At 58.7% G+C, this 12,747-nt stretch carries 10 protein-coding genes and 1 pseudogene; 8 read left to right on the top strand and 3 right to left on the bottom strand.

What is annotated here, in order from left to right; genetic code table 11:
* Positions 1-217: 217 nt before the first annotated feature.
* Complete coding sequence (locus tag IVA75_RS14795) at positions 218-1,027, bottom strand: effector protein NopP (protein WP_247290864.1); 810 nt, start codon at positions 1,025-1,027, stop codon at positions 218-220.
* A gap of 1,107 nt (positions 1,028-2,134) precedes the next feature.
* Between IVA75_RS14795 and IVA75_RS14790 the strand changes: the two are divergent.
* A pseudogene (locus tag IVA75_RS14790) lies at positions 2,135-2,289 on the top strand (IS21 family transposase); the annotation flags it as partial.
* Between the two features lie 450 nt (positions 2,290-2,739).
* Positions 2,740-3,225, top strand: coding sequence for an IS110 family transposase (locus IVA75_RS14785; RefSeq protein ID WP_247290863.1), 486 nt, complete (start codon positions 2,740-2,742; stop codon positions 3,223-3,225).
* A gap of 76 nt (positions 3,226-3,301) precedes the next feature.
* On the opposite strand, the gene IVA75_RS14780 is transcribed toward IVA75_RS14785, so the two are convergent.
* Complete coding sequence (locus tag IVA75_RS14780; RefSeq protein ID WP_275996078.1) at positions 3,302-5,161, bottom strand: HrpF/NolX family T3SS translocon protein; 1,860 nt, start codon at positions 5,159-5,161, stop codon at positions 3,302-3,304.
* Positions 5,162-5,790: 629 nt separating this feature from the next.
* Here IVA75_RS14780 and IVA75_RS14775 point away from each other — a divergent pair.
* From IVA75_RS14775 to sctV, 6 genes are all read left to right on the top strand, one after another.
* A complete protein-coding gene (locus IVA75_RS14775) occupies positions 5,791-5,976 on the top strand; it encodes a hypothetical protein (RefSeq protein ID WP_247290861.1) in 186 nt (61 codons plus the stop codon).
* A gap of 67 nt (positions 5,977-6,043) precedes the next feature.
* Entirely contained in the window at positions 6,044-6,328 is a 285-nt protein-coding gene (locus IVA75_RS14770; protein WP_018458380.1) for a hypothetical protein, read from the top strand.
* 126 nt (positions 6,329-6,454) lie between these two features.
* Positions 6,455-7,345, top strand: a complete 891-nt coding sequence (locus tag IVA75_RS14765; RefSeq protein ID WP_018458379.1) for a hypothetical protein — start codon at positions 6,455-6,457, stop codon at positions 7,343-7,345.
* A 36-nt stretch (positions 7,346-7,381) separates the two neighbouring features.
* Positions 7,382-7,918 (top strand): hypothetical protein, encoded by a 537-nt coding sequence (locus IVA75_RS14760; RefSeq protein WP_018458378.1) that lies wholly within the window; start codon positions 7,382-7,384, stop codon positions 7,916-7,918.
* Positions 7,919-7,920: 2 nt separating this feature from the next.
* Positions 7,921-8,364, top strand: coding sequence for a hypothetical protein (locus IVA75_RS14755; protein WP_018458377.1), 444 nt, complete (start codon positions 7,921-7,923; stop codon positions 8,362-8,364).
* Positions 8,345-10,468: a type III secretion system export apparatus subunit SctV gene (gene sctV, locus IVA75_RS14750; protein WP_247290859.1), complete on the top strand. Its 2,124-nt coding sequence runs from the start codon at positions 8,345-8,347 to the stop codon at positions 10,466-10,468. The genes IVA75_RS14755 and sctV overlap by 20 nt, the downstream gene beginning before the upstream one ends.
* Before the next feature lie 974 nt (positions 10,469-11,442).
* Here the strand turns inward: sctV and IVA75_RS40355 are convergent.
* Positions 11,443-11,907: an ATP-binding protein gene (locus IVA75_RS40355; protein WP_276578203.1), complete on the bottom strand. Its 465-nt coding sequence runs from the start codon at positions 11,905-11,907 to the stop codon at positions 11,443-11,445.
* Positions 11,908-12,747 lie beyond the last annotated feature (840 nt).

The following is a 12,747-nucleotide window of genomic DNA, read 5'->3' as shown; positions in this document are numbered from 1 at the left end:
GCTGCTGCCGATCCTTTACCTGAAGGGTATCTCGACCGGCGACTTCTCTGAGGCGCTGGCTGCGCTGCTCGGCAAGGATGCTGCCGGGTTGTCGGCATCGATCCAGTCGAATTGTCGGTTTCGCTCGGCTGAGGCTTGACCTTTGCCGCAGCTGTCCGTTTGCCTGCGCTCCTTGCTCCACCGCCTGCCCAAACATGAATGCCAGCGGATCTGGGCATTACATAAAGTCACCATCCTCTTCGGAATCTGCTGCAACCTCCGTATCACTATCGACCTTGGAGAGATAAAGCTGAGATTTAGTTGCGCGCTGCCATTCACCGAGGCTGTTTTTTGTCCACTGGGCGGACTGAGTGGGGTCAAGTACCATGTCGTCCTCGTCCACTTCAACGAAGCCCATTGTCTCTGCGCGGGCCTTCGCTTCTGCATTAGCAGGACGCCAGTTCACCAATGGTCGTTCGCCGTCTTGCCGAAGCTGATGTTCGAGCAGAATATCGCCGGCGTTCGCGACAAGCGGATGAGCAACCTGAAAATCAACAATTGAGGTGACTTCACTGCGTCCAGGGAACTGTTTTCGCCACTTATCGCTTTCGAACTCAGTCATGTTGAATCCGGCCTCCGTTCTTTGGAGGCCAACGCTCACATTTCCTAATTGGTAGCTGTAATATCGGGCGTCTTCTGAATCTCTTCTGATACCGTATTCCTTAGCGACCTCTGCTGTGCGCTTAGCTCTTGCGGATACAAATTCCGAGTACTCGTGTGGATTGTTGGCGATGCGGTTGATTGCGTCGCCATGAAAGGTCCTCACTTCTGTCCTGAAGGTAGCTCTGTCGATCTCGACCACAGGAGGTTTTCGAACGAGGGAATAACTCGGTTGCGAAGGTGAGCTGCCAGCGGACTCCTGCAATCGCGTTCTAGCGAACGCATCCGCGAAGCCCTGGCTTTCGGCACCCGCTTCCTCAGCGTTTGCTGCCCGATGATATCTTTCTTCGGCCGGAATATCGGGCCAATTGTTAACTCGACCGTACATGACGACTGCACCTGGATCATACGTCTTGCATTGCTTCAGGTCGTTAGACCTTACCCGATTGATAGACAGCTTAGCTGTCCGTAAGCTGACGCCAGCGCATAAAGGGAAAATCCGACCCCTTTGGGCAGCTCGACCGCGTATCGTCGAGGCGTTGCGCGATGCAGGCTTCCACGTTATCCACCCAGCACGAGGCGAGGAGGTGCTGGACTGGTGCAAGCGGCACGTCGCAAGGGGAACATGATGCGGGGCACTCGGACCCGCCGAGGCGTCGAGCTCGCCGCGAGGAAAGCGACTTCCACCGCCGCCCGAGCGTCTCGTGCGCTGGATGGCTTGCTCGACCTGGTGGCACTCCCAGTCCGAGGCAGCGAACTGCACGCAGTGTCGACTGGATGGTGGGCGCGTGGCGCGCAACGCGATCGCGAGAGTGACTCCGGATGACGTCGCCTACTACGTGGCACTGCCGTTCGACGAGCGCCTGAACGGCGGTTGGCGTAGGAAGGGGCGCGCCGTGCTCGAACTCATGGAAGCTCCGCCTTCCGAAGCCGAGTCGAGAAGACAGGCAGCCGGAGCTGAGCCATCGACTACCACGCCCGCGGCTCGTCTTCCGGTCTCGAGCCAGCTCTGCTGGATCAGTGGCGGACGACGGTCTGGCCGCCGGCGAAGTGGTAGATTACCTGAGCGCAAACGCAGCTCTTGTGCTCGCCGAAGCGCTCTCGCGGAAGCCGCGCACTGCTCGTGGCGATCGCCTTCGCGGCCAAGATGGTTGGGACGATTTGGGCCATGGCCACCCGGAAGGTGGATTATCGGAACCCAGCGCAGGCAGTGACGGCATCATGACGAATGCAGCACGAAATAGCCTGACGTTGGTGAAGGGTGTGAGAAGGGGACGACCCTAATGGGCGGAACGATCGAACAGATCTGGATCAGGAAAACCAGTTAGAGCTGAAGAGCCGAGGTGCTCGGAGATGAGAATTGGACTTGATCCGCGGATCACCGTACCGGCCAGCGGCTTCTGAGGACGCCGTAAAGGAAGGCCTGACAGAAGAGCGCATCGTCCACACGCCGAACGGGTCAGAAACTTCTTGCATCACGGGCGGCAACGACAGAAGGCTCTACACGAAGTACCGTCAGCCCGCCAGTGGCCGCCGCCAAGGCGTCGTTTAGTCCGTCAACCGCGTATCGGACCCAGAACAACCCCGCCTACCATCGCAGAAGAAGGGTGGCGCGGCCGTCGCCGGCCGGACCGGTTGGCCGATGTGTTTTGAGTCAGAAGTGGTGCCGATGCTCGAGGTAGCCCGATATCACCGATGCGCAGTGGCTGCAGCGGCTCCATTCGTTTGGGCTGTCGCGAGCCAGCTTTCGGCCCAAAGGACAGATTGCGGAGCTGCGAGCCTACGTGCGCCAGCGCGAGCGTCTGATTGGGTACGCGGCCTCCCACATCAAGCATATGCACAAGGCCTTGACGGAGATAATCTTCAACTCCACCAGATCTCGCCGACATCACCGGCGCCACCGGCTGCGCCTCATCCGCGCGATCCTGAGGCGCTGGCGTGCTTGCGCCCATTACAGTTGCCACGCTAGCGCGGAGACGATCGTGAACGCGCTCACCGGAAGCTATCGCGCCGAGCGTCTGTTTGCGCTCGAGCAGGCACTTGCGCTTTAGGACGCCTACCACGAGAAAGCATCTGTCTGCGACGCCCCGGATCGAAGCCGTGTTGAAGGCGCGTCGGAATCGAACCGATCAGGCGAACGCTCTAGCTTACGAACGTCCGCGTGGCGCTGTTCCGTTGCTCGGAAAGGACATCACCACGCTCGACGGCCTCGGTCCTTACCTCTCGCTGAAGCTGATCGCTGAATGGGGCGACGACCTCTCCTCGTGGCGAAGTGCAAAGCATTTTACCTCCTGGCTGGGACTGGCGCCGAACGACAAGGTCTCCGGCGGCAGAATGCTCTCGTCCCGAACGCGCGGATCCGGCGGTAGGGCGGCGGCAATTCTGCGCCTTGCTGCCGTAACCGTGGGCCGTACAGACACCGCGCTCGGCGGCTTTTACAGGCGACTTTCATCGCGCGTGGGGTGCGCCTCGAGTGCAGCGCGCGTTCTTCCGCCGCTTGCCGAGCGGCGGCTTCGCCCTGATGACGTGGCACATACCGCGGCCGTACTGTCGAGCGGCGCAGAAGTTGCAAGCGTCCGTCCCTGAAAAGGTAGATACGAATCGCACCTTACCCGCAACTGGCCTTTCAGGCCAACTTCTGAGACGACGGCGGCGTAGCGACCTAACTCGGAACGCCTGCGGCCTGCATGGGCTCGGTAAGGCGTGCCTTCAGGTCGTCCAAATGGTCCTCGGCATAGGACTGCACTTTCGAGATCGCCGTATCGAGGCCGAACTGCACGGTCTGTTCGAGCATCTCCTTTGCGAGGCCCTCGCGCAGCGCGAATTTGACCTCGGGCCCAGCAACAAAGCTAATGGCCTGCCCCGCAAGATTAAGGCCAACCTCTTTCAGAGCCTGTTTCATATCACCTCCGCTAATGCCCGTATGCAGAAGGCTCAATGCTTGCGACTCGAGCTCGAGCACCATCGATATGCCATCGGCCAACTCGCCCAGTCCCGGAATGACGCCGAGCAGGCCTACTGCCGTGGCCTCCCAGTCGAGCACCTTCGAGCCCACCTTGGCTACGTCATCGACCGCATGCATGAGGACCCCGCCATTCTTCTTCGGAGACGCGACATCGGGTTGGTCGGATACCCCCATCAACATGTCTGTGACTGCATTTTGTTCAGCGGCGGTCTTGGGGACATGGGTCTTGATCTGCTGAACGGTATGGTTCGCAGGTGACATGTTGCTATAGAAGTGCCTGAAGTCGTTGTTGCTGATATTACCGGAGTCGACCGTATGCCCGCCGCCTAAATCGAAGAACTCCTGATGGGTCTTGTAGCCCGTAATCGAATTGTTTAGCAAACGGAACAAGATCGGGTCCGAGAGCAGTTGCGATGCCGCTTCTCGTATCTTCGGGTCGAGAGTCTTGTCCTCGACCATACTCGCCAACTTGTGTCGTGTCAGGTCACCGTCCCCGAAGAAGGCGTTCTGATTCTTGTTGATCGTGTCGAGCGTGTTCAGCTCGCTTTGCGTGGAATTCATCGACGAGGAGGCGACTTGCAAGAAGTCTTCCTTGTGGATTTTATCAGTCGCACCACCGCACAACTGCTCCCAGGCGTCCGGGTGCTCGAGGAAGTGTTGAGCCGCCGCGATCAGCTGAGGCGGACACTTACCAGTGTCGGCTTTGCCGTCGACGATCCGCTTGAAATCGTCCAGGCTCAAATTCTTGGGCAGGTAGTCAGAATACTTGTAAAGCTCGCGCAATGCATCATTCAACGTCATGACCGATGCTTGTCCATTCGAGGTGCCGTCGGATGGAATATAGTTCTGCTCGTAGCTTTGCGCTTGCTGCTCCTGGAATGTAGCAACCTGCGAATGGCTGGCGGAAAACTCTGACAGATCCTTGGCCTTGATCTTGCCGCCGCAGCGGCCGTCCCCTTGGGAGCCAATCGCATAGAAGAGCTCTGGATCGCGTCGCAATCCTTCGATCGCCTCCTTCAGATCCGGGGGCGTCGACGGATCGCTGGCCTTGGCTGCCAGCGAGTCCCAGCTGAGTGGGCATTGGTCCTTATGCCGGTTCAGCACTGCCACGATCTGCAACTCGGCATTGGTGAGCGTGCCGCCGTTCCACGTGATCCTAGAGCTTGGCACCGGAGTGCTCGGTACGTCAGGCGATGGAGCAGCCGTCGACGATGCGTCTGCACCAGGGGTGTCGACCGAGGAGGAATCGACCGAGGAAGAAAAAACCGGATCCTTCATCACCGCCTCGATCGCCGCCTTCGAGTGCGCTGACAACTGGTCCAGCGAATCCTGCGGGATCTGTCGTTCTGATTGCAGCAGATCCGGTGGCGTGGAGGGAACGTCGGATTTCTCTTCCCGCGAGCAGATGGACACGATCGCCTCGAACATCGAAGGTTCGCCTTCCCGAATCTGGCCGGGGGTCTGCGCGGATGATTCCAAGGCCGACGAAGCCCCCGGGACAAGCCCGAACAGAGCTGGATCTGCACTGGCGGGCAGCGAAACGCTGTTGAGCTGCATTAGGTTCATTTCCATTCCATTGCGGTAAATACTTGGCATCGACATCGTAAGATCGAGGCTTTCACGTTAAGGGGGCGAGCTTTCGAGAAGCTGACGACTTTTAGACGGAGCAGGACGAGCCAGTGTCGGTCGTCTTAATATCCCGGAGAGGCGTCATCGTGCTCATGAAACTCATCTCCGGCTCAGAGCATGTGCAGGCACGACGCTGCTCTGACGCTTTCGCAAAGCAGGTGCCTGCGGTCGTCAGTCCCGAGTGACGATCGCTGTGGGGCCACGAAACAACATCACCACCGATTCCCGCGGTAGCATTTTTAACTGCGCACGGTTTTGCCTCCGACTTGCCATCACACCATTGCTGATCGAGCGATGTGATGAGGTGCGTTGGGCCGGCGCCGCGATCTGGCGCTCGTCGGCATTATGTAGAGATTGAAAGTGGGGCCGAGAAATTCGCGCGGTGGCAGTCGCGGCATGTACCTGCGAATGCGCGCTCTCAGCTGGGTTCACTTGACGATAGTGAGGTTGTTCTCATTCTCGTCAGCTTCTCGACAGCTAATCCCAGTAGCGTGAGCAATGTGAATCGCTCGGTGGTGATACCACCGTTTTGGCGGAACTGAAGTGAGAGGCACCAGATGGCCGGGGCAATCGAAGGCGTGATCCATACCAATTCTGACACTGGCAGCTCGCAGTCGGTAGCTGATCGTCAGAAGTTCGAATCGGCTTTCGGTTCGGTTCTTGCCAACGTCGCGATGCAGGCGATGGAGCGAAACATGTCAAATCTTCGCGAAGCTATAGCTGAAACAGAAGAGGATACCTGACGCCGGTTCTTCGACGTCAGTGGAGTGTTGCCATTGATGGCAGCAAAAAAATGGAAGGTGAAGCGATATGACCAAAACAAGCTCTACTAGCCCTTCTACTGGTGGTGTCCACGACTCCCATGATAGCAAGAATGCTAGCAAGACTGATAACAAGACTGATACCAAGTCCGCGGGTCCCGGCGTCGGTAACTCGGCGACCGATAACGTTGGTGGGACGGGTACTTTCGAGAAACTGATCGACGAATTGAAGGCGGTTAACCAGCAGGCCATGGTGCAGGACATAAAGTTGCGTGCACTGACGACCGAGCTCTCGAGTGAGAGGAAGGCGGCCAGCGAGCGCGTCAACGGATAACGGTGAAAGGCGGGGCGAATCTCGCCCCGCCGTTCCCGTCGTCGGGGTGATGTGAGTGGTGCGGCCTAGGAATGAGTCGTGCGACCAATCGCCCTGCCGTGCTCCTCATAGTTCGGAGAATTGTCCGTGAATGAGGCCGCCTCCTTACATTTCGAGGTACTGTCGGGACCTTATGCTGGGCTAAGCGGGAAGGCGGCTGTCGGAACGAGTCTTATCGGTAGCGGCCTCGACGCGGATATGGTTTTCGTCGAACAAGGGCTTGAGCCGCATCACCTACGTATCACCCTCGTTGGCAATTCAATCGAGCTTGAGGCTCTTGCGACCGTAAGCACCCCAGAGGGCGAAGGGGATATCGCCGCAGGTGAGCGTGTTGTTCTTTTTCTTCCCGCCGTCATTCGTGCGGGCGCCATGTCTATTCGCTGGTCGATGCAGAATGCGATTGAGGCTCGGTCGATCAGCCTCTCGCGCGTTTGGATCTCAGCTCTCGCCCTCGTGCTCCTCAGCTTTCTTGGCGTAGGCAGTCTCTCGACGATTTTCTTCAAGGCCAGCGGAAGTGCACCGACCGGCATTGCTCCGCCTGCCGCAGAGCTTGTACCCAAGCTGGGTATGAACCGGCCTGACGATCGGCGAGCTCAGGCTGCGGCCGAAGTGCTGAAACAGGAAATTGATAAGGCGGGCCTGCTCGATATCAGGGTTGGTTCGGGGCCGGGTTTTGTTAGCGCTGAGGGAAAAGTCACGCCTGCAACCGTTGCGAAATGGCAGGAGCTCCAGCAATGGTTCGATGGTCGTACATACGGTGCGGTGACACTGGTGAACGGAGTGATCGTCAAGGAGGAAAAGCAGCCATCCTCAATCGCGATCGAAGCTGTTTCGCGCGGACCCCAGCCCTATCTCCTTGTCGGTGGGCAGAAGTATTTCGTCGGCGCTCTCTTGGCCGACGGATGGGCGGTCACTCGAATCGAGGATGGGCGTGTGCTGCTAAGCCGCAATGGCCGCGTTGTTGCCGTTCCGTATTAGGGTTTCCGGGCCCGAAGGAAGGATAAGGAGATCGTCATGTCAAAGGTGTCCCGCTACGATGTCGGGCCTGGCACTGCTTCGCAGAGACTCAGCGAGCACCATCATCAACCAGTGATAGGGCCGACAATCCAACCCAATAAAGGTGAGGCGGACGGTGCTCGTGCAAACGGCGAGAAGGAGCTGGCGTCGATCTGGGGCGAGCTGAACACGCGCTATATGCCGCTGGATCTAGCGATCGAAGCCGCATCGGAGGCCAAAGGTATTGATGCAGTCGGGCGTGTCAGTCTCAACGAGATGCGCACTCGCATTTATGAGCTCGAGCAACGCGCTGGGATGGCATCGCTCTACGGGCGCGATATCGCGCACGATCTACTCTCCTTCGTCACGCCAAGCCTTCGTCATCCGGACATGCTGCGGGCGGAGCGGTATAGCATTGTTCTGGAAGGTCTCGTCCATAAGCTGGCGGCCGCGCCTGCGGATCCGATAGCTGGGGGCGGTATCGTCGTCCTACGGCAGGGACTGCACTGGCTAGCGCTGCTCCGCCGGAATCGGAATAGCTTGATCGAAGCCTAACAATGTTCAACTCCGATGGAGCGCAACGGACGACCAACGTTTCCAAATCCGATAACGACTCACTGAGTTCCGGGCAGGAGCGCGATTTGCTCTGTACACTTTCGTATCTTCACCTTGCATGTGGGCAGAGCGCAGAATGCGTGGCTCTCTTACGACTCATCGTCGGCAAGGACTCGCGAGATGTCGATCTATTACGGATTCTCGCCTATGCCCTCATCTTGGAAGGTCTCGGAGGTGAGGCGTTGCAGGTCATAGATAGGCTGAACACACTTGATGACGAACCCTCGGCGCGTATCTCTCTGATGCTGTTGCGTAGCCACGCCCTGCGGAGGGCCGGCCTCATAGACGAGGCGCTCGCCGCTTTCCAACGCTATGTCTCCTTGCGTGACGGCACTGGCCTGATCAATCAACGATCGGAAGGTCCCCATGACCAGCGTCCTGCGTAAGATCATTGCGCGCGCGTCGGCCAGCTCCGATTTGATGGTCGCGTTGATGCTGCTTCTGACGGTCGGCATGATGATCATGCCGATCCCGATAGTGGCGATCGATACGCTCGTCGGCTTCAATCTGGGCTTCGCCATATTGCTGCTGATGGTCGCTCTCTATATTAGCACTCCACTTGATTTCTCGTCCTTGCCAGGCGTCATTCTGATTTCCACGGTATTCCGTCTGGCGCTCACCGTATCAACGACGCGGCTGATCTTGGCTGAGGGGGATGCGGGCAGCATCATTCGCACGTTCGGTGATTTCGTCATATCGGGGAATATCGTCGTTGGTATTGTCATATTTTTAGTCGTGACCATGGTGCAGTTCATCGTCGTGGCCAAGGGGGCTGAACGCGTGGCGGAGGTGGCGGCGCGGTTCACGCTCGATGCTCTGCCAGGCAAGCAGATGGGAATCGATGCGGAATTGCGCAATGGCCATATCGATCAGAACGAAGCCCGCAGCCGGCGCGCTACATTGGAGAAAGAAAGCCAGCTTTACGGGGCTATGGATGGCGCCATGAAATTCGTAAAGGGCGACGCCATCGCAGGATTGGTAGTTATCTGCGTCAACATGCTGGGCGGGATCACCATCGGCCTGCTCTCCAAGGGCATGTCTTTCCAGGCGGCGCTGCATCAATATACCCTGCTGACCATAGGTGATGCGTTAATCTCACAAATTCCCTCGCTGCTGCTCTCGATTACAGCTGCGACAATCATCACTCGTGTAAATGGGGTCGTAAGGCTCAATCTTGGGACCGACATCGTTAACCAGCTCACAGCAAACTCGCACGCATTGCGGCTGTCTGCCTGCGTCCTCGTTGTAATGGGGGCTATTCCAGGTTTTCCGCTCCCTGTCTTTCTCGTCTTGGCTGCAGTCTTTGCGGCAGCGAGCTTTGCCGACGGTGGGACCCAAAGCGGCAAGAAAAGCGCTGATGTCTCTCGCCCGGCTCCCACAGAGTCTAACAAGGAAATCGTGCCTGCGGAGGCGCTTCCCATCGCGTTGTTCCTTGCGTCAAGTCTGACACGGGCGATCGACAGAGAAGAATTGCAACAGCACATTGCACGCGTTTCGGGACTGATCTCGTCTGATCTCGGCATCACAATTCCGCGCATCCCCATCGAGGTCGACGAGCGCTTGCCAGACCTGCAGTACAGGGTGGATGTCGAGGGCGTGCCCGTCGAGCAGGAGTTAATTGATCCAACCCAGCTCGCACTCCACGACGATCCGGCCAACATTGAATTGAGTGGCATCCCGTTTCGGCATGACCGGGAGACGGATCAAATCTGGATTGAACAGAGCAATGCACCGGCTCTCAAAGCAGCCGGCATCGGGCACCACCGTCCCATTGAAATCCTGGCCTTGCGCGTCCATTCGGCGTTGACCCGCTATGCACAGTGCTTGGTGGGTATCCAGGAGACGCGCCAGTTGCTGGGCCGCATGGAGACGGAATATTCCGATCTGGTCAAGGAGGTGTTGCGTACGACGCCGATCCCTAAAGTAGCCGACGTCTTGCGGCGCCTCCTGGAGGAGGGTATTCCGATCCGGAACACACGGCTGGTTCTGGAGGCATTGGCCGAATGGAGCGGACGTGAACAAAACGTCGTCTTGCTCACGGAACATGTTCGCTCCGGTCTGAGACGGCAAATCTGCCACCGGTATGCCAACGCACACCGCGTCGTGCCGGTCTTTGTCATCGAACGTCAAACCGAGGATATCGTGCGCAGCGCGGTTCGAGAGACTGCCAAAGGACCCTACTTGGTTTTGAGCGACGGGCAAAGCGAGGCGCTGCTCTCAAAAATGCGTCACATCCATTCGAACGTAGTTCGGGCGCAGATCAAGCCGGTTATCCTTGCTTCGATGGATATTCGACGCTTTGTCCGCGGCTTTCTCACCCGTAATGGGATCGATCTTGCTGTTCTATCCTATCAGGACCTTGCCTCGGACTTCACAATCCAGCCTGTTGGATCCATTACACTCGCAGCTGCAAAGGACGACGACGCCCCGTCCGAGGAACTCAGCAACACGCTCCTTGCGCCCGATTCACAGGCGCAGCAGTCAATTTAAGAAGGACCGCATGAATTCACCTCGTAAGGCAGCGCGGTGGCGCTTGGGTTCACTTTGTCTGCTTTCGTGCTCGGCTCTCTTCGCCACTCTGGGGCTCTGCAGTTGCGCTAGCTGGGATAGACCAGCTCTTCAAATGCAAGAGCGGCCGGCGCCAAAGTTGCTCGGCGCCAAAGATATCGATCCAGCTATGCGCGAACGCATTGAGTGCGCGATCGGCCGGACTCCTGACCAGGAGCTTTGCGCGACGCGTTGAAGCAAAAAAGCTCGGAAGATCAACGCAGCGGATCGGTCTTGCGTGTCGATGCGAAAGCGCCTCGCATTGATTGCTCGTCAACGTCTGCCTGGACCTGCGACCTATATGCGCTCAAGACTAAATGCGTTAACTTGAGAACGTGGGACGCTTCGTGAGCCACAACCGCAATACAAGCAATCGCGTCAGCGCAGCGTATTCCGATTGCGCGGACCAAATCACGTTGTCCGCAACGATCGGTGCACGATATCGCGCAATGCAAAGCACCCGCCCGCTGCGCTGGCGCTGCCGCCCTACACAAGTGACCCGGGCATACCTAATAGTAGCGGACGTATTGGTTCTGTTGTCTCTTGCTCGAGGTCTCGCCGGCCGGCTATCACGCCTGGCGCGAGCGTCCGGACAGAGCACGCACGACGACCAATGCTGCGCTCTCGACTGATATCTCATCAGGACAGCGGCGCTCGGGGACGGCAACCCACGGGTCTATGCCGCGCTGCGGGCACAAGGACCTGGCGCCAGCCATGGCCGGATCGAATGCCTAATGCATCGGCAAGGCATCGGCGCCATGATGGCCCGGCCGCACCGCGTTGCCGACAGCCGTCATGGCCTGCCGATCGCGCCAAACCTCATCGATCGCAACTTTAGGGCCGCAGCAGCGAACCGGATCTGGCTCGCCGACATCACTTTCGTTTCGACTGCAGATGGCTGTTGTACCTGGTGGCGATCATGGACCTCTGTCAACGGGCAGCGAACTTTCCGTGAGAATGTCCAGATTTCCCTGGGTGACGGCGATTGTGCTTCGGGGATCAGCCGCTAAGTCATTGGTCCTTCCAGGCGGGCGGCCGCGGCGCTTGGGCTGCGGCGGGTTGGCGAGCGGACGTTTTCCGGGACGAGAGCGGCGTGCTGGCGGAGCCGATAGCTCGATCCCTCGATGTGATAACAATTGCGTGGGGAAGCAGTCCATCAAGCACTGCTGTGGCCAGTTTGAATTGAGGATCATCGCGCCCTTGTCATAGCGGGCGTCTTCCAACTGGAAGAACAGATTGCCGCCGCCAGGCGCGACCGGGAGGTAACCGATTTCGTCGACGACAAGGAGGGAGGCGCGGGCGAGGAACCGCAGGTGCTCGCGCACGGTGGTCGTCACGATGTCCGCGATCGTGGCGAACGCGACGCTCTTTCCCGCCTTCACGGCCTCGACCGCGAGTGCCGGCGTGAGATCGCTCTTGCCGGTGTCGCAAGCAGATGAATTTCAATTGGGCAAGCGCCAGAATGCGATTGCGATCGAGCTGGAATGCGAAGTCGAAGCCAGCGAGCCTTTTTGACCGTGGTCAGGCGAGACATTCTCAGCGCGGTGCTGACACCGCGACTGTCGCGCACGGTCAGCTCCTCGATAAGCGTTTCGAGCGCCTCAATCCAGGTGACCTCACCCTCTTTCAATCCGCCGCAGCGTGGTGTCCAGCATTCTGAGCGCACCTGGCATGTTGAGTGCGATTAGGCCTTTCTTGACGCTGTCGATCGCTGCCGGCTGCGCGTGGATGGTTATGGCCGGCCTTCCGATTGGGGGAGGCGCTTGCGACACCTCGGTAACGCCCAGCGACCGCCTTGGCGTGTGATCGCCGGCCCGATCGACGAGGGCTTCGGATACGCCTGGTCGCGACCTAGACCGGTTGACCGCCTGTCGATGCTCGGGCGCGACGCGAGTTCGCCGGCGGCCTTCTCTAGAACGGGATGGACGGCAACGATTGCGCTTGATCGAGAATGGGATTACATCGGGCAATTGCTGCACCTCGACACTGCGCCGCGTATGGTCGGGTATGCTGTAATAGTTCCCACTGATCCACACGAGCCCGTCGTGGCTGACACGGGTGGCGTTCGGCATTGGACTGGACCCCCGATCGGCATCCAAAAGGGGCTCTGACTCATGTGTGGAACGTATATGGACCCCGCCCGATTGCAACGACTGGCTTGATCAGGATCGACGGCCACAACTGCTGACGTATATCCGGCTTCTTGATGCGGCTGGACAACG

It is taken from the genome of Bradyrhizobium sp. 134, from assembly GCF_023074155.1.
Lineage (GTDB): Bacteria > Pseudomonadota > Alphaproteobacteria > Rhizobiales > Xanthobacteraceae > Bradyrhizobium.
The sequence above is the reverse complement of the archived record's forward strand: the minus strand, read 5'-3'. Positions and strand labels throughout refer to the sequence as shown.